The sequence below is a fragment of the Sorangium sp. KYC3313 genome, from assembly GCF_052075895.1.
In the GTDB taxonomy this organism is placed as follows: Bacteria; Myxococcota_A; Polyangia; order Polyangiales; family Polyangiaceae; genus Sorangium; species Sorangium cellulosum_B.
In genome coordinates, this window is the sequence record NZ_CP197255.1 from 4,757,710 (window position 1) to 4,781,136 (window position 23,427).

Annotated in this window: 20 protein-coding genes; 13 read left to right on the top strand and 7 right to left on the bottom strand. The window is 69.8% G+C overall.

Features of this window, described 5'->3' with window-relative positions; translation table 11 throughout:
- Nucleotides 1–17 precede the first annotated feature (17 nt).
- A complete protein-coding gene (locus tag ACSRUE_RS18680; protein ID WP_437765552.1) occupies nt 18–503 on the top strand; it encodes a hypothetical protein in 486 nt (161 codons plus the stop codon).
- A gap of 66 nt (nt 504–569) precedes the next feature.
- Here the strand turns inward: ACSRUE_RS18680 and ACSRUE_RS18685 are convergent, their stop codons facing one another.
- The 4 genes from ACSRUE_RS18685 to asnS all read right to left on the bottom strand — a co-directional run bounded on the left by ACSRUE_RS18685 (nt 570) and on the right by asnS (nt 4,894).
- On the bottom strand, nt 570–1,484 hold the full coding sequence (locus ACSRUE_RS18685; protein WP_437765553.1) for a patatin-like phospholipase family protein: 915 nt from the start codon (nt 1,482–1,484) through the stop codon (nt 570–572).
- 41 nt (nt 1,485–1,525) lie between these two features.
- On the bottom strand, nt 1,526–2,152 hold the full coding sequence (locus ACSRUE_RS18690) for a hypothetical protein (RefSeq protein WP_441292168.1): 627 nt from the start codon (nt 2,150–2,152) through the stop codon (nt 1,526–1,528).
- 100 nt (nt 2,153–2,252) lie between these two features.
- On the bottom strand, nt 2,253–2,990 hold the full coding sequence (locus ACSRUE_RS18695) for a class II glutamine amidotransferase (RefSeq protein ID WP_437765555.1): 738 nt from the start codon (nt 2,988–2,990) through the stop codon (nt 2,253–2,255).
- A 563-nt stretch (nt 2,991–3,553) separates the two neighbouring features.
- The gene (gene asnS / locus ACSRUE_RS18700; RefSeq protein ID WP_441292169.1) at nt 3,554–4,894 is read right to left on the bottom strand and encodes an asparagine--tRNA ligase; all 1,341 of its coding nucleotides are present in this window, start codon (nt 4,892–4,894) and stop codon (nt 3,554–3,556) included.
- Between the two features lie 64 nt (nt 4,895–4,958).
- Here asnS and ACSRUE_RS18705 point away from each other — a divergent pair, with 64 nt between their 5' ends.
- Nucleotides 4,959–5,798, top strand: coding sequence for a PDZ domain-containing protein (locus ACSRUE_RS18705; RefSeq protein WP_441292170.1), 840 nt, complete (start codon nt 4,959–4,961; stop codon nt 5,796–5,798).
- 15 nt (nt 5,799–5,813) lie between these two features.
- On the top strand, nt 5,814–6,341 hold the full coding sequence (locus tag ACSRUE_RS18710) for a TrmH family RNA methyltransferase (protein ID WP_437542947.1): 528 nt from the start codon (nt 5,814–5,816) through the stop codon (nt 6,339–6,341).
- A gap of 39 nt (nt 6,342–6,380) precedes the next feature.
- Here ACSRUE_RS18710 and ACSRUE_RS18715 read toward each other — a convergent pair whose 3' ends face one another.
- The 3 genes from ACSRUE_RS18715 to groES all read right to left on the bottom strand — a co-directional run bounded on the left by ACSRUE_RS18715 (nt 6,381) and on the right by groES (nt 8,995).
- Nucleotides 6,381–6,914: a GNAT family N-acetyltransferase gene (locus tag ACSRUE_RS18715; RefSeq protein WP_437765558.1), complete on the bottom strand. Its 534-nt coding sequence runs from the start codon at nt 6,912–6,914 to the stop codon at nt 6,381–6,383.
- 128 nt (nt 6,915–7,042) lie between these two features.
- Nucleotides 7,043–8,671, bottom strand: a complete 1,629-nt coding sequence (gene groL, locus ACSRUE_RS18720; protein WP_441292171.1) for a chaperonin GroEL — start codon at nt 8,669–8,671, stop codon at nt 7,043–7,045.
- Between the two features lie 33 nt (nt 8,672–8,704).
- Nucleotides 8,705–8,995 carry a co-chaperone GroES gene (gene groES, locus ACSRUE_RS18725; RefSeq protein WP_012238539.1) on the bottom strand — a complete coding sequence of 97 codons (291 nt, stop codon included), beginning with the start codon at nt 8,993–8,995 and terminating at the stop codon, nt 8,705–8,707.
- A 453-nt stretch (nt 8,996–9,448) separates the two neighbouring features.
- Between groES and ACSRUE_RS18730 the strand changes: the two genes are divergently transcribed.
- From ACSRUE_RS18730 to ACSRUE_RS18775, 10 genes are all read left to right on the top strand, one after another.
- Nucleotides 9,449–10,054 carry a hypothetical protein gene (locus ACSRUE_RS18730; RefSeq protein ID WP_437765560.1) on the top strand — a complete coding sequence of 202 codons (606 nt, stop codon included), beginning with the start codon at nt 9,449–9,451 and terminating at the stop codon, nt 10,052–10,054.
- The gene (locus ACSRUE_RS18735) at nt 10,054–10,719 is read left to right on the top strand and encodes a hypothetical protein (protein ID WP_437765561.1); all 666 of its coding nucleotides are present in this window, start codon (nt 10,054–10,056) and stop codon (nt 10,717–10,719) included. Before ACSRUE_RS18730 ends, ACSRUE_RS18735 begins: the two co-directional genes overlap by 1 nt.
- Before the next feature lie 193 nt (nt 10,720–10,912).
- The gene (locus ACSRUE_RS18740; protein WP_441292172.1) at nt 10,913–11,728 is read left to right on the top strand and encodes a response regulator transcription factor; all 816 of its coding nucleotides are present in this window, start codon (nt 10,913–10,915) and stop codon (nt 11,726–11,728) included.
- A 375-nt stretch (nt 11,729–12,103) separates the two neighbouring features.
- Nucleotides 12,104–14,044, top strand: coding sequence for a hypothetical protein (locus ACSRUE_RS18745; protein ID WP_441292173.1), 1,941 nt, complete (start codon nt 12,104–12,106; stop codon nt 14,042–14,044).
- Between the two features lie 72 nt (nt 14,045–14,116).
- A complete protein-coding gene (locus ACSRUE_RS18750) occupies nt 14,117–15,121 on the top strand; it encodes an AAA family ATPase (protein WP_012238534.1) in 1,005 nt (334 codons plus the stop codon).
- Between the two features lie 18 nt (nt 15,122–15,139).
- On the top strand, nt 15,140–16,093 hold the full coding sequence (locus ACSRUE_RS18755) for a DUF58 domain-containing protein (protein ID WP_441292174.1): 954 nt from the start codon (nt 15,140–15,142) through the stop codon (nt 16,091–16,093).
- A gap of 2 nt (nt 16,094–16,095) precedes the next feature.
- Entirely contained in the window at nt 16,096–18,003 is a 1,908-nt protein-coding gene (locus tag ACSRUE_RS18760) for a vWA domain-containing protein (RefSeq protein WP_441292175.1), read from the top strand.
- Nucleotides 18,000–20,822 (top strand): VWA domain-containing protein, encoded by a 2,823-nt coding sequence (locus tag ACSRUE_RS18765; protein WP_441292176.1) that lies wholly within the window; start codon nt 18,000–18,002, stop codon nt 20,820–20,822. The genes ACSRUE_RS18760 and ACSRUE_RS18765 overlap by 4 nt, the downstream gene beginning before the upstream one ends.
- 117 nt (nt 20,823–20,939) lie before the next feature.
- On the top strand, nt 20,940–21,989 hold the full coding sequence (locus ACSRUE_RS18770) for a homocysteine S-methyltransferase family protein (RefSeq protein ID WP_437765566.1): 1,050 nt from the start codon (nt 20,940–20,942) through the stop codon (nt 21,987–21,989).
- A 28-nt stretch (nt 21,990–22,017) separates the two neighbouring features.
- Nucleotides 22,018–23,394 carry a glutamate--cysteine ligase gene (locus ACSRUE_RS18775; RefSeq protein WP_441292177.1) on the top strand — a complete coding sequence of 459 codons (1,377 nt, stop codon included), beginning with the start codon at nt 22,018–22,020 and terminating at the stop codon, nt 23,392–23,394.
- The last annotated feature ends 33 nt before the right edge of the window (nt 23,395–23,427 follow it).

Genomic DNA, 23,427 nt, shown 5'->3' on the forward strand with positions numbered 1-23,427 from the left:
CGTTGTCCTGCCCGCGTATGTTCTGCCGCCAAACAAAAGCTGTCGCTTCGCTCCTCGTCGTTGCTTCGACCGTCCTCGCCGGGTGCGCGACGCACTACATCCCGAACACGGACGTGGAGGACAACGACGACAACCGCAAGATCATCTCGTTCTGCGAGAAGTACCGCAACGCGGTGGAGAGCAAGAACGTGGGCGAGCTGCTCAAGCTCGCGTCGCCCAAGTACTACGAGGACGGCGGCAACATCGATGCGGCGGACGACCTCGATTACGCTGGCCTGCGCGCGTACCTCACCGGCAAGTTCCAGGACGCTCGCGCCATCCGCTACGAGATCCGCTACCGGCGCGTCCTCAAGGGCGATGACGTCATCTACGTCGACTACACCTTCAGCGCGAGCTACCGCATCCCGGGGGGCAAGGGCGAGGAGTGGCGCCGCAAGGTCGACGACAACCGGCTGGAGCTGGTGGAGTACCAGGACGGGTACCGCATCGTCGCGGGGATGTAGCGGGCGGTCGCTGCGCGACGGCGCGGTCGACGTACGCCAGGGCGTGCGGCGGGAGCTCCGCCCGCTCTAGTTCAGCGCGCTCCTCGAGGAGGGGGCGTCGAACACGCCCTTCTCCTTCGCGGCGGCGAGGATGCGGAGCGCGGTGCGGTAGCCGCGCAGGACGAGCGGCTTGGCGGCGAACCGGTTCATGTAGCTGTACCGGCCGATCGCGGGCGCCACGTCCAGGAAGGTGACGTTCGGGTAGAGCTTGGAGAGGAGCTCGACGCCGCGGCGCTCCTTCTCGGCCAGAAGGATGCTGAGCGACTGCCGGACGACGCTGGGCGCGCCGCTCCTCGCGATCGAGCGCTGCGACTCATCGCGCTCCTCGGGACGGTAGATGTTGGAGATGATCACGATGTTCGCGCCGGCATTCACGGCCACGTCGGCGGAGAGCGTCCGGATCACCTCGCCGCTCAGGTGATAGCGGCCGTTGATGCGGTAGGGCCGGAACAGGCCGGGCACGCAGCAGCTGGCGGCCACCGCCTGGCTGATCGGCGTGGCCTCGTCGTGGCCCGGGCCGAACACGACGCGCTTGGCGCTGTCCACGTCCACCGCCGTCACGTAGACGGCGTGCGGCAGCTGCCGGAAGTCGTTGATCGGCAGCGTCCGGCGCACGTAGCGCTCGAGCCTGTCGATCGAGAACACCCCCGAGCAGAGGTATCCCGGGTCCAGCAGATCGCGCAGGGCGGGAGCGCCGAAGAAGCTCGACACGTGGAGGCGAGGCCCGCGGTGACGTCGTCTCCAGGGGAGGCGGTAGGCGTCGAGCAGCACATCGAGCGGGATGTCTTGCCCGTACGTCGCGCTGACCAGCGCGCCCGCTCCCGCGCCCACGTAGATCTCTGGATGGATGCCCAGCTCCTCGCAAGCCTTCAGCACGCCGAGGTGCGCAAGGCCGCGCGCCGCTCCCCCGGAGCCCACGAACGCGATCTTGAGGCGGCTCATCGAGCCCCGATCTTGTCGGAGAGTTGGCACAAGCGCAAAGCCTACTGTAACTGGAAGTCCTCGAGCAGCCGATAGATCCTGAATCGCGGGCCGTCGCGGCGCAGCCAGACGACGATCTCGTCGCCGAGCAGGCGATCCGTTGCGACCCGCGCGGTCGCGATCGGCACGCGGATCACGACGTCCTGGTCGTCGAGCGTCTCCGGCTGGATCGCGGGGTGTTGCGGCGTCGCGAGCACGTCCTCGGCGCGGAAGATCTGGAGCTCCGACTCCCGATAGAGCGGTTCTCCGGCGAGCTTTCCGTACTCGAGTCGCCGGAACCGCTGCTCCCACCAGAGCCCGGCGCTCGGCGGCTGCCCCGATCCACCCGAGCCGGTGTGGATCGCGAGGGCATCGCGCGTCAGCAGCTCGCTCAAGGCTTCGCTGTCCTCGGCGACCACCCGCCGGAAGAACTCGTCCACGACGTCCAGCGCGGCGCCGATGCCGAGCGGTGTCCGGAGGGTCACGACGCTGTCCTCGACGTCTGCCTGGTTCGCCGGTGGCGGCGGGGTGCTCGCCGGATCGAGCGCCACGCCGTCGGGGCGGCGGCGCTCGTCGGAGAGCTCGGCGGCGGTGGGAAAGGAGGCCGGTCCTCCGCGAGCGCACCCCAGGAGCGACCCGCCCGCGATCACGGCGACGAGCAGCGACGGACACGCTCGCGACGGCCGAGAGGTGTCCGGAGCGCCGGCCGGCGGCGCATGGGCCCTGGGCTCCTGCGGGCCCTCCGGGCGTTCAGAGCGGCTCGATCGCGGGAGCATCGGCGCGGGTGAACGTCACGATCGCACGCTCGCCAACGTGGGTCCACCCCGCGGGGGCCTGGTCGTCATCGAAGTCCGACGCGACGAGCGTCAACCGGCTCGCGGCATAGTCGGGCATGCGCATCCGGCCCAACCCGCCGTCGCTGAGCAGCCGCTCCATGTCGTCGCTGCCCTGGTAGATGCGGTACGCCATCGACGTGCCGCCGTGGGCGGCGAGCAGGTACTCGGGGTTCGTGACCACGATGTTCATCGCGCTCGGCCCCGCCCCTTCCTCCGCGCAGAGCCGGTCCACGAGCGCGATGGAGGACCGCAGGGCCGTCCGCGCGCTCGCCGCGTCCACGTTGGGTCGATCGAGCTGGCCGCTGTCGTGGAGGAAGGACAGGAACAGGTGGAAGAGGATCTCGCTGTCCGTCTCGCCGCGAACGTCGCGCTGGAGAAACTGCGGCAGCGAGTCGCTCAGCTGGCTCCGCAGGCGGGCGAACCCTTCGACCGTGCCCGTGTGGGCGAACAGCCACTGCCGATAGCGGAACGGGTGCGTGTTCTCGGTGCGCAGGCTGCCGACGGTCGCAGCCCGGACATGCGCCACGAGGATGTCGGCGCGCACGTCCTTGGTCATGTCGGTCAGGCTGATCTCGGGTCGATCGTCGATCGGCCTGCGCTTGAGGAGAATCTCTCCTCCCTGGTAGAAGCCGACCCCCCAGCCAGGGATCACGCCCTCCCTTCGGCGAACCGTGAGGGCACGTTCTTCGAGCTCGATCGCACGCGCGCCGAGATCCGGACGGTTACCGATAAAGCCGACGAGACGAGCCATAGCTTTGTCCTCGCGAGTTGGGTCGGGGAGGCGGGGGCAGGGTCCGGCTCGCCGGTAGAGCGCTCCCTCATCTGCAAGCAGGGGTGGCTCCGTCGGTCGGCCGAGTGAGCGTGGGTCGCGGGTTGCGCCCTATGCTTTCTTGATACGACAGAGTCGCCCTGCAAGCAGAGCAAAAACGGATCCCCTGCGGCCAGGCGGGGCGCGGGCACGGCCTGACCACACTGCCCGCCGTTGTCGCGCGTCGCGTGGGCTTGCCTATCGCGTTACCTCTCACTCACGCTCCTCGCACAGCGTCGCGATTCCGACGCGTGGGTGCGCGCGAGGAGCGGCTAGCCTCGTCTGCTCCCACGCTTCCACGCTCGCACGCGACGGCCCGCCGCGTCGGCGCCGTGGCGCATCGCGCCGTGAACGAGGCGCTGCCAAGCGGCGCCCGGGATTTCCGGCAGGATCTCTGACGCGCGGCACTAAGGCGAGAGCCGATTCAGCATGCGCGGGAACGGGATCGTCTCGCGCACGTGCGGCAGACCGCAGATCCAGGCGACGCTCCGCTCGACGCCGAGCCCGAAGCCCGCATGCGGGAAGGTGCCATACCGGCGCAGATCCAGGTACCAGCCGAACGCCTCGGGGGGCAGCTGATGCGCCTCGATTGCCCGCTCGAGGGTGGCGAGATCATCCTCGCGCTGCCCGCCCCCGATCACCTCTCCATAACCTTCCGGCGCCAGGACATCGACGCAGAGCGCGAGCCGGTCGTCCGTCGGATCGCGCTTCATGTAGAAGGCTTTCACCCGAGCCGGATAGCGGTGAATCATGACGGGGCGATCGTACCGGCCGGAGATGATCGTCTCGTCCTCGCCACCGAAGTCTTCTCCCCAGGGAAAATCGGGAATTTCGGCTTCTCCGGCCATTTTACGTTTCTCCGCGCGCGCCTCGTTCAGGATGGCGACGGCCTCGTCGTAGTGGATGCGCGGGAACGGCTTCTTGACGGCCTCGAGCTTCCCGACGTCGCGCTCGAGCACCGCGAGCTCGGGGCGGCGCCGCTCGAGGACCCGCTCGACGATGAAGCAGAGGAAATCTTCCGCGAGGTCCATGTCGCCCGCGAGGTCCATGAACGCCACCTCGGGCTCGACCATCCAGAACTCGGCCAGGTGGCGGCGGGTCTTCGACTTTTCCGCGCGGAACGTGGGCCCGAAGCAGTACGCCTTCCCGAACGCGGCCGCTGCCGCCTCCATGTAAAGCTGCCCCGACTGGGTGAGGTACGCCTTCTCGCCGTGGTAGTCGGTCTGGAACAGCGTGCTCGTCCCCTCGCACGCGTTCGGCGTGAAGACCGGCGCATCGACGAGCGTGAACCCGCGCCCGTCGAAGAAGTCGCGGATGGCCTGGATGATGGTGTGGCGAACGCGCAAGATCGCGTGCTGCCGCTTCGATCGCAGCCAGAGGTGGCGGTGATCCATGAGGAAGTCGGTCCCGTGCTCCTTCGGGGAGATCGGGTACTCGCCGGCGGTGGGGCCGAGCACACGGAAGCCGGACGCGGCGATCTCGTAGACCCCGGCGCGCTTCGGGTGCGCCTTCACCTCGCCGACGACATCGATCACGCTCTCCTGGGTGACCTTGTCGGCGGCCGCGAAGACCTCGTCGCCGACGTCGCTCTTCGCCATCACGCACTGGACGGTGCCGAAGCCGTCGCGCAGCTCGAGGAAGTGGAGCTTGCCGCTCGATCGCTTGTTGTAGAGCCATCCGCGGAGCACGACAGTGCTGCCGACGTGCGCGCTGAGGTCGCTGGTAGCAATGACGGGCTGATCCTGCATGGGCGCCCGAAATAGCACGGTTTAGTTGCGGCTGACGCCGGCTCCGGCCAAAAATGGCGCCATCTTGGACCTCCAACGGCATCGCGCGCTATCGCTCTGCTTGCCCGCGTTCATCCTGCTGCTCGCTGCAGGTGGCACGCCGCTCGCCGCGGGCGGCTGCTCGGCGCTCTATCCCGAGCTCTCGACCCGCCTGCACGAGCCTCCTTCAGGCCAGGAGCTGCATCCTCCGCCGCCCGAGAACGTCCGATGGCTGCGGGTCGTCCGGGCGAGAATCCCGGAGCGCACTCGGGACGGCCGAGCCTGGGATTCCGGCGTCGGTGGCCTCCCGGACCCCTATGTCCGCGTCTTCGTCAACGGCGCGGAGATCTTTCGGACGGCGGAGCAAGCGAACACGCTCGAGCCGACCTGGCCCGAAGGACCCAGCGGCAACTTCCTGATCTTGCCCGAGGACCGGCTCCGGGTGGAGGTCTGGGAAGCGGATCCGCTCATCGACAGGCCGATCGGGGTGCGCGACATCGGCCGTCCGAGCGATACGCACCGGGCCGCAGGCGAGATCGAGATCGAGCTCGACGCGGGCGGCTCGCTCACGCTCGCGTTCCAGCCGGCGCACGCCAAGCTCGGCCTCGGCCTCTGGTACCAGCTGCATTCCGGCTCGGCATTCATCTCGCGGACCATGGAGGGCGGACCTGCAGAGCGCGCCGGGCTCCGCAAGGACGACGAGGTGCTGGAGATCGCCGGGCAGCCGCTGCGGCGCATGTCCGTCGCGGCGATCCGGGGCGCGCTCGACGCCGTGCCGCGCGCCGGGCTCGTGCTCCTGGTCAAGCACGCCACGGGCACGACCGAGCGGATCAGGGTCCACGAGGGGCCCATCTATCCGCTGTTCGATCGTTTCGCCGCCGAGTAGGGGAGCCAGCGCGCCGTGAAGATCCCGCCCTTCGGGCTCACCACCCGGGAGATCCGCGAAGAGCTCGCCCCCTTGCGGAACGACTTCTCCATCGCCGTCTGCCGCGCGAAGAACCCGTTCAACATCGGCGCCATCATCCGCGTCGCGCACTCGTTCCTGGTGCGGGAGATCTTCCTGATCGGGACCGAGCCCTACTACGAGCGCGCTTCGATGGGCATGCAGAAGTACGAGACCATCGTCGAGTGCCCCGACGAGGCGAGCTTCCTCGAAGCGGCGCGCGGCCGCCCGCTCATCGGCGTGGAGCGCGATCACGCGCGGCGCACCCTCTGGGAGGCGCCGTTCCCCCGCGGGCTCGTGTTCCTCTTCGGCAGCGAGGATGACGGGCTGCCGCAGGCGCTGCTCGACGCGTGCGAGGACGTGATCGCGATCCCCATGTACGGGATCAACCACTCGTACCCCGTGGCGATCGCGGCGGGCATGACCCTGTGCGAGTGGGCTCGTCGGCGCGACCCGCGCGGCGGCGTGAGCCGCGCAGGAGGGTGAGCGGCGCCGGGGCGGGCCCCGTCCGTGGACGGAGGGGCGCTACTCGGGGTAGCGCTCGAAGACGAGGAGCTCGCCCAGGAGGTCGTGATCGAGCGTTCCAGCAGGGCGCATCCCGAGCTTCTCGATCACCCGGAGCGACGCGCGGTGCCAGGCCGGCGTGGTCGCGATGACGCGCCTCACGCCCGGCTGCTGCAGCGTCCAGCGCAGGACGGCGCGCGACCCCTCCGTCGCGTAGCCTTGGCCCTGGGACTTGCCCTCGACGCCGTAGCCGATCTCCACCGTGCCGGTCGCGTCGGGCCGGCCGTTCAGCACCACGCTGCCGACGACGACGCGCTCCTCCTGCTCGCGCGTCACCATCAGCCGCGTGCCCCACAGGAACGCCTCTGGATCGTCGCGCAGCCGGTCGAGCGGCGAGCTGAAGGCGCGCTCGACGAGCGCGCGCCCGGGCCAGGCGCCAGGGAAGCGCGCGCCGGACAGGGCCTCGGCCTCGGCGCGATCTCCGCGGATGACCGCCTCGAGCAGGGGCAGCGAGACCGGGGTGAGCGCCAGGCGCTCGGTAGTCAGGGTGCTCATCGCGAACCTGCGCCGGATCAGATCATGCGCCGCGGCTCGCCGGAAGTCGAAATGGCGAAGGGCCGACTTCCCGAGGAGGAAGCCGGCCCTCGCCCGCCGGGCTTAGCGGTCAGCGCGGCGCGCCGCGATCAGAAGTCGTGGCCGTGGCCCGCGTGGCCGCCACCAGCCGCCGCCTTCTCCTCCTTCGGCCGCTCAGCGATGAGCGCCTCGGTGGTGAGCATCAGGCTGGCGACGCTGGCCGCGTTCTGGAGCGCCGACCGGACGACCTTGACCGGATCGATGACGCCCATATCGAGCAGGTTGCCGTAGTCGCCCGACGCGGCGTTGTAGCCGTACGAGTCCTTGCCGTCGCGCACCTTCTGCACGACGATCGAGCCCTCTTCCCCGGCGTTGGCCGAGATCTGGCGGAGGGGCTCCTCGATGGCGCGGCGGATGATGTTCACGCCGAACCGCTGCTCGTCGTTGACCTTGAGCTTCTCGAGCGAGCTCTGCGCGCGGATGAGCGCCACGCCGCCGCCCGGGACGATGCCCTCCTCGACGGCCGCGCGGGTCGCGTGGAGCGCGTCCTCGACGCGGGCCTTCTTCTCCTTCATCTCGGTCTCGGTCGCGGCGCCGACCTTGACGACCGCGACGCCGCCCACGAGCTTCGCGAGCCGCTCCTGGAGCTTCTCGCGGTCGTAGTCGCTCGTCGTGTTCTCGATCTGAGCGCGGATCTCCTGCTGCCGGGCCTTGATCTTGTCCTTCTTGCCCTGGCCGCCGACGATCGTGGTGTTGTCCTTGTCGATGATGACGGTCTTGGCGCGGCCGAGATCGCTGATCGTGACGTTCTCGAGCTTGAGGCCGAGCTCCTCCGCGATCACCTGGCCGTCCGTCAGGGTGGCGATGTCCTTCAGCATCTCCTTGCGGCGATCACCGAAGCCCGGCGCCTTGACGGCCGCGCAGTGCAGCGTGCCGCGGAGCTTGTTCACGACGAGGGTCGCGAGCGCCTCGCCCTCGACGTCCTCGGCGATGATGAGGAGCTGCTTCTGGCTCTTGGCGATCGCCTCGAGCACCGGGAGCAGGTCCTTCATGTTGGAGATCTTCTTCTCCGAGATGAGGATGTAGCAGTCCTCGAGGTTCGCCTTCATGGCCTCGGGATCGGTCACGAAGTACGGCGAGAGGTAGCCGCGGTCGAACTGCATGCCCTCGACCACGTCGAGGGTCGTGTCGGCGCTCTTGGCCTCCTCGACCGTGATCACGCCCTCCTTGCCGACCTTCTCCATGGCGTCGGCGAGGAGCTTGCCGATCGTCTCGTCGCCGTTCGCGCTGATCGTGCCGACCTGCGCGATCTCCTTCGCGTCCTTCGTCTGCTTGGCCGAGCTGTGGAGGTGCGCCACGATCGCCTCGACCGCCTTGTCGATGCCGCGCTTGATCTCCATCGGGTTGTGCCCGGCCGCGACGAGCTTGGAGCCCTCGCGGTAGATCGCCTGGGCGAGCACCGTCGCGGTGGTCGTCCCGTCGCCGGCGATGTCGCTCGTCTTCGAGGCGACCTCGCGGACCATCTGGGCGCCCATGTTCTCGAAGCGGTTCTCGAGCTCGATCTCCTTGGCGACCGTCACGCCGTCCTTGGTGACCGTCGGCGAGCCGAAGCTCTTCTCGATGACGACGTTGCGCCCCTTCGGGCCGAGGGTGACCTTGACCGCGTCGGCGAGGGCGTTGACCCCCGCGAGGATCATGCTGCGGGCGGACTCGTTGTAGATGATTTCCTTGGCTGCCATGGTGTCTCTCCTAAGTTCCTTCTGTCGCCCGCGTCACTTCTCGATCACGCCGAGGATGTCGTCCTCGCGGAGGATGAGGTGCTCCTCGCCGTCGATCTTGACCTCGGTGCCCGAGTACTTGCCGAAGAGGACGCGATCGCCCTCCTTGACGTCGAGCTTCCGCACGGTACCGTCCTCGGCGACCTTGCCGTTGCCGACGGCGACGACGGTCCCCTCGATCGGCTTCTCTTTCGCGGTGTCCGGAATGTAGAGACCTCCCTTGGTCTTCTCTTCTTCCTTCACGCGCTGAACGATCACGCGGTCCTGGAGCGGTCGAATCTTCATCTTTGCAAGTCCTCCGGGGACGAGCGCCGCGTCCCACGAACGGCGAGACCCAGCCGGCGCGACGGAGCGCGCCGGAAGGCCCCCTACGGTTGCAGTCTGGGCACTTTGCTAGCACTCACCTGAGGCGAGTGCTAGCGAGCGCGCGGAAGATAGCCACCCCCTGGAGGGTGTCAAGAGTGGCTCCAGGCCGGCACTTTGCGTGTTGGCAGCCAGGCGCAGAGGTGGCTGTAAGTTCTGGAGATCGCAGGGGAAGGTGCGTGGCACAAGGCTGGGCTCGGCGGAGCCCCTCGGCTAAAATACGCTTATGAGGGCAAAGCTGCGGCAGCACAGTGACGCGATGCCCTCAGGGCCTCCAGCCCGAGGGAGGCCGTCAGGACGTGTCTGGTTGACCTGAGCGCGCGGTGGCCCGGGTTACGTCGGTATCCAGGGCACCCGCAGAGGTGAGGTGCCGCTGTGAGCCAAGCGATCTCTCTGTCCCCGAGCATGACCCGCTATTTCCAGGAGGTTGTGGACGAGGCGCTCCGAGTTCGGAACGTCGCCGCCACCGAGGCGGCGTCGAGCTACCTCGTCGGTCTGCTCTGTGCTTTTGCTCACCCGGACGAGCATGCCGAGTCTGCCTTCAACCAGCCCCTGACCTTTCTTCTGCGCGACGCGCTGGAAGCCTCCGGAGCCGAGCGCTTCCAGCGGCTGCGTAACCTGGGAGACAGCGTGCTCTACGTGGTCGGTTTCTTCGGCGGCCACATCGAGCTCAAGGGGGTCGATCGCGGCTACGTGGTCGGGGTCGGGTCGACCGCCTACCACCATGCGGCCGCTATGCTGCGCCTCAATGCGCGCGTCGGCCAGGGGCCCGATGTTCTTTCGGAGATGGCCGAGAAATTCGAGCGGTTCGTGAGCGTCCTGAACGATGTGGCCGACGGTACGCTCGCGTCGGGGGCCCGGGACGAGCGCTCGGTGCTCCGGCTGTACGAGCGCTGGGTTCGTACGGGATCGAGCCGCCTCGCGGATGAGCTCGGGGCACGAGGGCTCGTGCCGAGCCGTGGTACGGGCGGGCTCAACTGATGCGGGGGGCGACCTTCCCGTCCCGGATCCAGCAGCACCTGGCGCGCACCTATGCGCTCGATGACGCGCCCGCGGTCGACGATTTCATCCGGCTGACGGACGGCAGCGCACGCGAAGCGCTGCTGATCCGGTACGCCGACGGGGATATCGAGATCGCGCTGCACCTGCCCCGCCGGGCGATCGCGCGGGGGCGAGAGCGGACGTTCGACGAGATCTGCCAGATCGTCGAGGGCGTGAGCCACTTCCTCTATGTGGCCGAGCGGGCCCGCAGGGAGCTGCCGGCGACCCAGCTCGAGCTCGAGCTCCAGGCCGAGGTCGACAAATACGTGCTGCTCGTCCATGGCGATCTGGCTGACGAGGTCGAGCCGCCAGGCCCGCCGCTCCGGCGCCGCCACGAGGCGGCCCCGCCGGGGGCGGGGCGCTTCGAGCCCGAGCGCGCCGCGCGGATCCGCGCCCATCTCTTCGAGCGGGTCACCTTCATGGATCCGCCGGGCACGGAGACCGGCGACCGCTACCGGATCGCGAACGATCTGGCGGCGCGGTTCGCGGGCCGACTCGAGGCCGAGTTTGCCCGCCACGGGCGTCATGCCGAGCTGCTCGCGGCGCTGCGACGCTTCTACGCGGCGGGGCAGACGGAAAAGATCGCCCTCGCGCGCGCCGCGTGAGCGCATCCTCCCGGGCGCTCGGGGTCGCTCGGGAGGCTGGCGAACGGGCGGCGGCGACGAAGAGCGCTCGCCGCGGCCGCGCGCTCTCGTTCTCTCTTGACCGGTTCGCGCGCACGTACTCTCATCCGCATCCACGATGCCTTCCGCGAGCACGATGCCGCCCCGGGTGCTGGTGGCCGAAGACGAACCGGCGATGTTGAGCCTCGTTGCGCGTCACCTGAGGAACCTAGGGTTCTCTGTGATCGAGGCTTCCGAGGGCGATGCCGCCTGGGAGCTCGCGCGTGAGCACCGGCCGGATCTGGTGATCCTGGACGTGATGATGCCCGGCATGAGCGGCTGGGAGATCTGCAAGCGGCTGAAGAGCGACACGTCCGACGGACGGCCGTTCGCGAGCACCGGCGTCATCATGCTCACCGGGATCGGCGAGAACCTGAACGAGATGACCTCGCCGCTCTTCGCCGCGGACGCCTGGTTGAACAAGCCGTTCGATTTCGGGGAACTGGACGCGCGGGTGCGCGAGACGCTCGCGCGTTATGCGAAGCAGGTTCCCGATGCGAACGGCGCCAGGGCTCAGGCGAGCGCGGTTGGCGAGGAGCGTGAAGCCGCGGAGCTGCCGTCTTCCAGAGAGCGGGCGACGGGGGCGAAGAGGTCGGCGGCAAACGGTGCCATGGCGAGCAGGGCGGCTGCGAAGCGGTCGGCCGTGACGAAGAAGCCGGCCACCAAGGCGGCGAAGAAGCCGGCCGCGAAGGCGGCGAAGAAACCGGCCGCGGCGAAGAAGCCGGCCGCGAAGGCGGCGAAGAAGCCGGCCGCGAAGGCGGCGAAGAAGCCGGCCGCGAAGGCGGCGAAGAAGCCGGCCGCGAAGCCGGCCGCGAAGGCGGCGAAGAAGCCGGCCGCGAAGCCGGCCGCGAAGGCGGCGAAGAAGCCGGTCGCGGCGAAGAAACCGGCCGCGAAGGCGGCGAAGAAGCCGGCGGCCACGAAGGCGGCGTCCAAGAAGAAGTCGATGAAGTGATCCAATCCGAGGCGGGCGCCGTGCGCAGTGGCCCGTCACCTCGTTCCCACGCAACGTACGCGTGCCGCCGCCGAGCCGGGCGCAGAAGAGCCGTCCGAGCAGCGCCCCGAGGGAAGACCCCCACCCACCACCGGCAGCGCGCATCCATGCCGGCGGCGCGCTCATGCCGGCGGCGCGCTGAGCGCAGAGGCTGCCCTGCACGGGAATCATCAGGGCTCGCCGCGCGTCATTCGCACGTACGTCGCGCGCAGCCTCCCACGTACGTCGCGCGCAGCCTCCCAGGAACTTTCGGGCGCCTGACCCGTCAGCAGGTACAATGCTGCGACGTTTCCCCTTCGAGGGCCCCCGCGGGGGGCGCCCGGAGCGCTGAGCACCGTGAGCGACTCTCGCACGAAGCAACTGGACCGCATTCGCAGCGCCGCGCTCGCGGTTGAGCTGAGGCTCCGGTTCGGGCGCGCGCTGCGCGCGCTGCCGAGCGCGCTGACCCTCGCGCTCGCGCTCGCCGCCGGGACGCTCGCGGTGCACAAGGCGCTCCCGGCGTACCTCGGCGAGCCGCGCGCGCGCCAGCTCCTCCTCGGCGCGGGGCTGCTCGTGCTGGCCACCCTCGTCGTGGCGATGCTGCGCCGCTTGCCTCCCCGCGCCGGCACCATTGCCCTCGATCGGCACCACAGTCTCCACGACCGGCTGACGATCGCGCTCGCCTTCGACGCGCTGCCCGCAGCGCAGCGCACCCCCCTGATGGAGGCGGCGATCGACGACGCCTGCGAGCACGCCGCAGGGCTGCGCCCCGCCGGCGCCGCGCCGCTCGCGCTCCCTCGCGAGCTGTGGACCTCCGCCGCGGTCGGGCTCGGCGTGCTCGCGGTGGCGCTGCTGGAGGTGCGCACCCCGCGGAAGCAGGCGCCCGTCGCGGCGACCATCGACGCGCTCACCATGTCGCCCGACGACATCGAGCTCTTCAAGGACGCGGCGAAGGCGCTCGATCGACAGGACCAGAGCCCGGAGATGAAGTCCGCGGTCGAGCGGTTCAACCAGCTCATCGAGGACATCGCCAACAAACGCCTCGATCGCACCGAGGCGTTCCGCCGCATGGAGGCGCTCGAGCGAGAGCTCCTCAAGGGCGCGGAGGCCGACCTGAAGGCGCTCGAAGAGGCGCTGAAGGAGACGGGGCTCGACCTCAAGAAGAGCGACCTGGCGAAGGGCGTGGGGGAGTCCCTCGAGAAGAAGGATCTCGAGAAGGCGAAGAAGGACCTGAAGGAGCTCGCCGAGAAGCTCCGCGACAAGAAGCAGAAGTTCGACAAGGCCGAGATCGAGCGGCTGCGCAAGGCGCTCGCCGAGGCGGCGTCGCGCCGCAAGGAGGCCCTCGCCGCGATCAACGAGAAGCGCGCCGAGGCGCGCGAACAGCTCCTCAAGCAGAAGCAGAAGGCCTCCGCGAACGATCGGCAGCGATCCGAGCAGGAGAGGCTGCTCAAGAAGAAGGAGCGCGAGCTGGAGCGGCTCGACCGCGAGGCCGAGCAGAAGGAGCGGACCGGGCGCCAGCTCGACCGGCTCGATCGCGAGCTCGCCAAGGCCGCCGAGGATCTGATGCGCGACCTCGGGATGTCAGCGGACGATCTCGAGCAGGCGGCCGAGGACATCAACCGGATGCAGCAGGAGGAGATGTCCGAGCAGGAGAAGGAAGAGCTGCGCCAGCGGCTCGAGGAGCTCCGGGAGCTCGTGCGCCAGCAAGGGCAGGGGGGCAAGCAGCGGATGGCCAGGATGCTCCGCTTCGGAAAGCGCGCGCGCGGCAGCCAGGGCGGCGGCGAGGAGCAGCAGGGGCAGGGCCAGCAGGGGCAGGGCGACGGCGAGCAGGAAGGCCAGGACGGTCAGCAAGGCCAGGGCGGTCAGGGCAAGGGCGGTCAGGGCAAGGGGCAGGAGCTGGTGATCGGGCCCGGCGGCAAGAAGATCCTGATGCCCGGCGGCGGGCAGGGGCAGGGGCAGGAGGGGCCGGGGAGCGGCCAGGGCAACAGCAACGGCGGCAACCAGCCCGGGGGCGACGGCGTCGGCTCCGGCCGTGGCGGCGAGATCGCGGGCAAGCGCACCGACCCGAAGATGGGGACCCAGGACGTCCAGGCGCAGGGGCTCGACACGCAGCAAGGGCCCTCGAACAGCGAGGTGATCCTCAGCGCGGCCGAGCGGGGGTTCAAGGGGACCGGCTACAAGAAGGTCTTCACCGACTATCACACGGTCGCAGAGCAGCAGATCAACAAGGATCAGATCCCTGATGGATACCGGTTCTACGTGAACCGGTATTTCCAGCTCATCAGGCCGCGCGAGTGAGTCGAGCCGGCGGCTCGAACGCGACCGCGCCTCACCAGGCGCCCCGCGACAGCGGGCGCGAAGCAGGAAGTCATGGCCGAGAAGACGAAGGAAGCAGCGCGGGCCGAGGTGGACGAGTTCCGCGCGAGCATCGGAGAGCTGCGCGAGGAGGTGGGGAAGGTCATCGTCGGCAACCGTGAGGTGGTCGACGGCGTGCTGACGTGCATGCTCGCGGGCTCGCACGCGCTGCTCGAGGGCGTGCCGGGGCTCGGCAAGACGATGCTCGTCCGCACCATGGCCGAGGCGCTCGAGCTCCAGTTTTCGCGCATCCAGTTCACGCCCGACATGATGCCCGCGGACATCATCGGCACCACGGTCATCGACGAGAACGCCGGCGGGCAGCGGTCGTTCTCGTTCCGCAAGGGGCCGATCTTCGCGAACATCGTCCTCGCCGACGAGATCAACCGGGCCACGCCGAAGACGCAGAGCGCGCTCCTCGAGGCCATGCAGGAGCACCGGGTCACGGTCTCGCGGCAGAGCTACACGCTGGAAGAGCCGTTCTTCGTCCTGGCGACGCAGAACCCCCTCGAGAGCGAGGGGACGTACCCGCTGCCCGAGGCGCAGCTCGATCGGTTCTTCTTCAAGCTGCACGTGCCGTTCCCCAGCCGCGACGAGCTGAACTCGATCCTCGAGCGGACGACCGGCACCGACGCGATCGAGGTGCGGCCGGTCCTGAACAAGGAGCGGATCATCGCCATGCAGCGGCTCGTCCGCGAGGTGCCCGTGGCGAAGCACGTCCAGGACTACGCGGTGCGGCTCCTCCAGGCCACCCACCCCGCCGAGGGAGGCAGCCTCGACGAGGTGAAGCGGTTCGTGAAGTTCGGCGGGTCGCCGCGCGGGGCGCAGGCGCTGCTGCTCGCCGCGAAGATCCGCGCCCTCTTCGAGGGGCGGTTCGCGGCGTCGGTCGACGACGTGCGCGCGTGCGCGCTCCCCGCCCTCCGGCACCGCGTGCTGCTCAACTTCGAGGGCGAGGCGGAGGGCGTGAAGACCGACGAGGTGCTGCAGGCGATCCTCAAGCACCTTCCGGAGAGCAAATGAGGCGCCGTCGAAGGTAGCATGGGGCTCTTCGACGCGTTCAAGAGGGCCGCCGCGCCGCTGCGCCGCTTCTCCGCGCTCTCCGCGAGCGCCCCCGACGAGGAGCTCTTCGACGACGAGTTCCAGCGCAAGCTCGACTACCTCGCGATGGTGAGCCGCCGCGTCTTCTCGGGGGCGATGCGCGCGGAGCGGCGAACCAAGAAGACCGGCTCCGGGGTCGAGTTCGCCGACCACCGCGACTACGCGCCCGGCGACGATTTCCGTTACCTCGACTGGGCCGCGTACCAGCGCTTCGACCGGCTCCTCATCCGGCTCTACGAGGAGGAGGAAGACCTCTCGATCTACTTCATCCTCGACACCTCGGCGTCGATGGCGTTCGGCGACGGCGAGAAGCTGCGGCACGCAAAGCGCCTCGCCGCAGCGCTGGCGTACGTGGGGCTCGCCAACCTCGACCGCATCGCGATCGTCACCGCGACCGACGAGATCAGCGGGCGCATGCAGTCGACCCGCGGCAAGGCGCGCATCTTCAGGATCTTCCGCTTCCTCGGGCAGGCGCGCGCCGAGGGCCCGACCGACCTCGGCGAGGCGATGAAGACCTTCGTGGCGCAGCACAAGCGGCGCGGCCTCGCCGTGATCCTCAGCGATCTCTATGATCCGGCGGGCTTCGAGCGCGGCATCAACGTCCTCCGGTACAACCGGTTCGAGCCGTTCGTGCTCCACATCGTCGACGCGCGCGAGGCCCGGCCCGCGCTGCGCGGGGACGTGCGCGTCTACGACTGCGAGACCGGCGACGAGCGCGAGGTCACGGTGACCCCCAAGGTGCTCGAGCGCTACGCCGAGGCCTACGAGCAGTACCTCGACGAGATCCGCCGCTTCTGCACGTCGCGGCAGGTGAGCTACTTCCGCGCGGACGTGTCCGTGCCCTTCGATGAGCTGATCCTTCGCGTGTTCCGCAGAGGCGGCTTCCTCCGGTAGCGATGCTGCACTTCACCGGCGTTCCGCTGCAGACACTGCTCCAGATCGGCGCCCTCGCCGGGGCCGTGGTCGTCGTCTTCTACATCCTCAAGCTGCGCCGGCGGCCCGTCGCGGTCCCCTTCTCGAGGATCTGGGAGCGCATCCTCCGGGACAAAGAGGCGACGAGCCTGTTCTCGCAGCTGAAGCGGCTCCTGTCGCTGTTGCTGCAGCTCGCGCTCCTCGCGCTGCTCCTGCTCGCGCTGGGGGATCCGCGCCCGCAGGCGAACCTCGTCGAGGGGCGCAACATCGTCGTCCTCATCGACGCGAGCGCGAGCATGCAGGCCATCGACGTCGCGCCCTCGCGCATCGAGCTCGCGAAGGAAGAGGTCAGGAAGATGGTCCGCGGCCTCTCCGGCAGCGACCGCATGCTGCTGGCCCAGATGGACGCGGCCATCACGCCCCTGTCGACGCTCACCGGAGAGATCTCGGAGCTCGAGGCGGCCGTCGCGGCGGTGAAGCCGACCGACGCCACCGCCGACTTCGCGCGCGCGCTCCGCTTCGCGAGCGACACCCTGAGCGGGCTCCCGTCGCCGGAGGTCATCGTCGTGAGCGACGGCGCGCTCGGCGAGCCGACCGACGCCGGCGGGCAGGTGCGCCTCGGCGACATCAAGCTCTCGTACCTGCCGATCGGCAAGGGATCGAGGAACGCCGCCATCACCGAGTTCTCGGTGCGGCGCTACCCGCTCGACAAGAGCCGCTACGAGGTGATGCTCGAGGTCACCAACACGAGCGACGAGCCCCTCGATCTCGAGCTGTCGCTGCTTGGCGACGGCCAGCTCACGGATCTGACGCGCATCCGGCTCAAGCCCAGGGAGAAGCTGCCCCGCTTCTACCCGAACCTCTCCGGCGCGTCGAAGACGCTCGAGGCGAAGCTCGCGCTGGCCGACGGCAGCTCGGACGACCTCCCCGCGGACAACCGCGCCTACGCGCTCCTCCCCGAGCGGCGCCGCGCGCGCGTGCAGGTCGTCTCCGCGGGGAACATGTTCCTCGAGGCGGCGCTGCTCCTCGACGAGTACCTCGACGTGACCTTCGTCGATCCGCAGCGGTACCCGGCGGCCTCCTCGTTCGACGTGACCATCTTCGACGGCGTGGCGCCGAGCGTCGCGCCGGGGAGCGGGAGCCTGCTCTACCTCAACCCGACAGGGACCAGCGTCCCGTTCGAGGTGGGCAAGGAGGTCCTGGACGACGACCCGAACTACCGCCTGGGCTTCGACGAGCTCGACGCGAAGCACCCGCTCCTGCGCTACACGGCGCTCAGCGACGTGAACGTCGCGCGCGCCCACGTGCTCAAGGGCAACAAGGAAGACAGGGTCGTCGGCCGGAGCTACAAGGGCCCGCTGCTGATCGAGGGGCGGCGCAGCGGCGTGAAATTCGTCGCGCTCGGCTTCGACGTTCGCGAGAGCGATTTCCCGCTCCGCATCGCCTGGCCGCTCTTCCTGCTGAACGCGATCAACAACTTCGTCGAGGAGGACACGAGCTACATCTCCTCGTTCCGCACGGGCTCCGTCTGGCACATCCCGGCGTCCTCGTCCGCGGAGGTGGCCAGCCTGGAGCAGCCCGACGGGACGACGCGCGCGGTCCCCGTCCAGGAGGGGCGCGCCGTGTTCCTCGGGCAGCACGCCGGCTTCTACACGCTGCGCGTCGGCGCCGCGGGCGCGCAGGAGGAGAGCATGTTCGCCGCGAACCTCTCGGCGCCGGAGGAGAGCGCGATCGCCCCGGCCGCCGAGCTCAAGGTCGACGGCCGCGGCGCGGGCGCGGTGAGCGAGTTCAAGATCGGCGTTCGCCGTGAGCTCTGGGTCTACCTGCTCGCGGCGGTGCTCCTCGTGACCGCGATCGAGTGGTTCACGTACCACAGGAGGGTGACGGTGTGAGCGCGTTCCGTGGTCGCAGGCTGCGCATCGCCGCGTGGGCCATCACATGCGCCGCCCTCGGCGGGATCCTGTTCTGGGCGTACCGGAGGTATGTCCTCCTGCACCCGGATCCGACGCTGACGTGGGTGCGCGAGGGGGTGACGTACGAGCTCCTCAACCCGAAGATGCTCGGCGCGATCCTGCTCGCGCCCTGGTTCGTCGGGGTCCTCGCGGGATCCCTCGCCGACCTCCCCCTGCCGCAGCGCGTGCTCTCGGTGCTGCTGCGGGTCGCGTTCGTCGCGCTGATCGCGCTCGGGCTGTCGCGGCTCGCGAGGTCCGCGACCACGGAGAAGGTCGCCACCATCTACCTCATCGACGTCTCCGAGTCGGTCACGGACGAGGCGCTCGACGACGCGCGAGCGACGCTCGACAAGGCGTTCGCCGAGAAGCCCGAGGACGGCGTCATCAAGGTGATCACCTTCGCGCGGCGGCCGCGGCTCGCCGAGCGCGCGGCCGGCGGGGCGGCCGGTCGCGAGGAGGAGCGGCGTGCGCCGCCCATCGGCCGCCACGTCGACGCGAACGGGCAGCGCGGCGATCTCGGCGCGGGCTCGAACCTCCAGGCCGCGCTGCAGCTCGCGTACGGGCTGTATCCGCCCGGCTACCTCAAGCGCGCCGTGCTGATGTCGGACGGCGTGCAGACGGACGGCGACGTGCTCGCCGAGGCCAACCGGGCGCGCGACGTCGGGGTGCGGCTGTTCTCCATCCCGTACCGGCGGCCCGCGCCGCCCGAGGTCGCGGTGCGAGAGCTCAGGATGCCCGACCGGGTCAAGGTCGGGGAGACGTTCGAGATCCACGCCGACATCTACGCCAGCCGCGCCACCAAGGCGCGCGCGCGGCTCTTCCAGGGGGAGGCGCTGAACGGCCTCGAGGGCATCCGGGACCTCGAGCTCAAGGCAGGGCCGAACGACGTCGTGTTCAAGAGCGTCGTGCGCATCGCGGGGCAGGTGACCTACGCGCTCGAGCTCGACCAGATCGCGGACGACAAGTTCAAGGAGAACAACCGGTACGCGACCACCATCGACGTGCCTGGGCGGCCGTCGGTGCTCTACGTCGAGGGGACGCCGCAGCACGCCGGCCCGCTCTCGAGCGCGCTCACCGCGCAGCAGCTCGACGTCGACGTCAGGCCGCCTGCAGGCTTCCCCGGCTCCCTCAAGGAGATGGAGCGCTACGACTTCCTGATCGTGTCCGATACCCCGAAGGAAGCGCTCAGCCTGCAGGGGCAGGAGATCATCGAGAGCTACGTGCGGGATCTCGGCGGGGGGTTCCTCTTCGCCGGCGGCGAGTCGGGGTACGGCCTCGGCGGCTGGTACCGCACCACCATCGAGCGGATCCTGCCGGTGCGGATGGACAACGAGCGAAAGAAGGACATGCCGAGCGTCGCGATGGCGCTCGTCATGGACCGCTCGGGATCGATGACCGGGCTGCCCCTCGAGATGGCCAAGGCCGCGGCGAAGGCGACCGCCGGTGTCCTGTCGTCGGACGATCTGATCGAGGTGATCGCGTTCGACTCGGCGCCGACCCGCTACGTGAAGATGCAGCCCGCGCGCAACCGCTCCCGGATCGCCGGCGAGATCGCGCGCATCCAGCCGGGCGGCGGGACCGAGATCTTCTCCGCGCTCGACGCCGCCTACCAGGACATGACCGTCACGCAGGCGCGCAAGAAGCACGTCATCCTCCTCACGGACGGCAAGGCGTCGACGGGCGGCATCCGGGACCTCGTGTCCGCCATGATCGCCGAGTCGATCACCGTGACCACGGTGGGGCTCGGGAACGACCTCGACGAGCAGCTGCTCAAGATGATCGCCGACGTGGGCGGGGGGCGCTTCCACGCGGTCCCGGATCCGAACAACCTGCCGCGGATCTTCACCAAGGAGACCGAGATGGTGGCGCGCGCCGCCGCCGTCGAGGAGTGGTTTCCGGTGACCCAGGTCGGCGACGCGGCGTTCCTCCGCGGCGTCGACGTCCGCACGGCGCCCAACCTGCACGGCTACGTCTCGACCAAGCTGAAGCCGCCGCCAGCCCAGGAGCTGCTCACGAGCGACACCGAGGAGCCGATCCTCGCGCGCTGGCGCGTCGGCCTCGGGTGGACGCTGGCCTGGACGACCGACGTCAAGGCGCGCTGGGCCGTCGAGTGGCTGAGGTGGCCAGGCTTCGAGAAATTCTGGGGGCAGCTCGTCCACGAGCACATGCGCCAGAAGCACCGGCGCGAGCTCGACATGAAGGCCGAGATCGTCGACGGCGAGCTGCGCGCGTCCGTCGACGCGTTCGGGGCCGACGACCGGTTCGAGAACAACCTGACCTCCCGGCTCAGCATCATCGGGCCCGAGCCGGGCGGCGCGACGCGGGTCGTCGACATGCGTCAGACCGCGCCGGGGCGCTACGAGACGGCGCTTGCGCTGGATCGGTACGGCTCGTTCCTCTTGCGGGCGGAGCACCTGCGCGAGGCCGAGGACGGCTCGCTCCGGCCCGTCGCCGTCAGCTACGGCCACGTCTCGAACCCGTACCCCCGCGAGTACGCGAGCTTCGAGCCCGAGCTCGCGATCCTCGAGAAGGCCGCGACGTCGACGGGCGGGGCGGTCGATCCGAACGGCGTGGCGGCCATCTTCGACCCGGCAGGGGAGAAGGTGACGTTCCACGAGGAGCTCTGGCAGCAGTTCATCTACGCTGCGATGGTCGTGTTCCTGCTCGATCTGTTCGTCCGCCGGGTGCGGCTCTTCGACCGGAAGTTCGTCGCGCGCCGGGGTCGAGGGGTGGGGGGCCGGCGCCTCCCGGCCACATGACGGGTCATGGCAAAGCGGAGCCCCTTGTGACGGCCGATCCCCCGTTTCTCCCCGGTGCCGCGCCGAGCGCCGGTGCGCGTCCGTCAGGTTGTCCCCGACTCCGCTGCGTGGAACGCTGTGCTCCAGCCCGCTGGCCTGCACCATTTCGCGACGCGGAAGGGCCGTCTTGGGCTAGTTTCCCCTTATAGACCGGTGGTAGAGGAGCCCTGGAAAGCAGCGAAGGACGTGAATGCGCTCGAGGCCTCCACCTCTCGGCCTCCCGTGGGTCGTCCGCTCATCATCAGCGGCGATCCGCTCGCTTCGCTCCGTGGACGAGGCACCGCAGTCTCCTCCACCGCCGCCCTCGGCCGGCTGCTCCGCGAGTCGCCGCGGGCGATCGCTGAGCTTCACGAGCAGGAGATCGCGCTGGGGATCGACGTGGTCCGGGCGCTCACGTCCGCGACGACGACGCGCGCCCTGGCGCCCATCGGCATGGCGTTCCGCGCCGCCGCGCTGACCGGAACCGCGGTCGAGCTCGCTACGGAGGCGGCGGGCGCGGCCGCGCGCCGCGTGGCGGTGGCGGGTATCCTGGGCCACACTGCTGCCGCGCCCATGGCCGACCGGATCGCGGAGGATTACGCCGTCCATGCGGCCAGGCTGGCGGCGGCAGGCTGCGAGATCCTCGTCGCGTGCGGCTTCGATCCAGTCCAGGCAGCGAGCGTGGGCCCCACGGTCGCGCGGCTCGCGCGCCGCGCGGCGGTGGTCAGCGCCAGCACGACGCAGCTGGCGACGTGGGCGTTCGTGGAGCTCGACGGCGCAGGGCGCACCGCCGATGGCGAGGGGTTCGAGGAGGTCGCCCGGTCGGCCCTCGACAGCGGCGCGGACGCGCTGCTCTTCGAGGTGCCGTCGGCCGAGCTCGGGCTCAACGTGCTCCGGCGCCTCGAGGGCGTCGCGCACGAGGTTCAGGTCGGCGTGCTGCTCGGCGCGGAATCTGTGCAGGCGGACGGCGCCGAACGCATCGCGCCCGCCGAGATCTGCGATGCTTGGGCGGTGTCGGCGGCGCGGCTCATCGAGGCGGGCGCGCGAATGCTCGGGGGAGGGACGGGGACAACGCTGGCGCACCTGGGTGCGCTCGCGAAGATGCTCCGTACGACGCAGCGCGCGCCCCTTCTCAGGCGCGCGCTCTAAGCGAGAACGAAACCCAACCGGAAACGTGATGATGGCCGATGCAAGCCACGGGAGTGAGTCGAAGTCTCAATCGCTGGAGACGTTCGACGATCTGCTGTTTCCCTTCCACGAAGCTACGAAGCCCGAGGACCTTCACCGGATCGGCGCCGAGGCGGAGAAGTTCGGGGTCGACGCCAGGACGGGCGCTACCCTCCCCTACGAGGGCGAACGGAGCGTCCTCACCGTGCTCCAGGCGCTCGTCGAGCGGCACGGGTGGACACCCGAGCACGAGACCCCCGGCGGTCCGCTGATCGCGCTCGCCCGGGCTGGCGCCTCGGTGACCCTCGAGCCTGGCGGGCAGCTCGAGCTGTCCGGAGCGCCCCTCGAGAACATCCACCAGATCTGTATGGAGATGAGCGGGCACCTCGCGGAGCTGCGCGACATCTCCGCCGAGCTCAAGCTGACCTGGCTCGGCATCGGGTTCCACCCCTTCGCGTCGCAAGCCGATCTCTCCTGGGTGCCCAAGGCGCGCTACGCGGTCATGCGGCGCTACCTGCCGACGCGCGGCGCGCACGGCCTCGACATGATGCGCCGCACCGCCACCGTGCAGGCGAACTTCGACTACGCCAGCGAGGAGGCGGCGATGCGCGCGCTCCGCGTGTCGCTCCGGCTCTCCCCGCTCGTGACGGCGATCTTCGCCAACTCCCCGTTCTACGAGGGGGCGCTGTTCGGCGGGCGGAGCTACCGCGCCAAGGTCTGGCTCGACGTCGACGCCGCGCGGCAGGGGCTGATCCGCAACGTGCTCGAGCGCGGGCGTCGCTTCTCGGACTACGTCGCGTGGGCGGTCGACGCGCCCATGTTCCTCTTCAAGCGCGACGGCGAGGTGATCGAGAACACGGGGCAGACCTTCCGCGACTTCCTGCAGCACGGCTTCGAGGGGCACCGGGCCACCCGCGGCGACTGGGAGATGCACCTCAACACCCTCTTCCCGGAGGTCAGGCTGAAGCGGACCCTCGAGGTCCGCGGCGCGGACTCGCTGCCGGCCAACCTCGTCTGCGCGCTCCCGGCGCTCTGGGCGGGCATCCTCTACGACGCGCGCGCGCTCGACGAGGCCGACGCCCTGTCCGAGAGCTTCAGGTTCGACGAGCTCGAGGCCGTGCGCCCGAAGATCGTCGAGCGCGCGCTCCGCGCCACGTTCCGCGGCAAGCCGCTCGCGGCGCTGGCCGAGCAGCTCGTCTCGATCGCCTCGGGCGGCCTCGAGCGGCGTGCGCGCCTGAACAAGAACGGCAAGGACGAGCGCGTCCACCTCGATCGGCTCAGCGCGCTCATCGCCAAGGGGCAATCCCCGGCCGATGCTCTCGTCGATGGACTCAGCAACGACGACCCGGACCTGCGAAGCAAGATCCTCGAACGTGCGAGGATCTAGCCGCGGCTCGTCGCCGAGGAGGCGCGGGGCGGC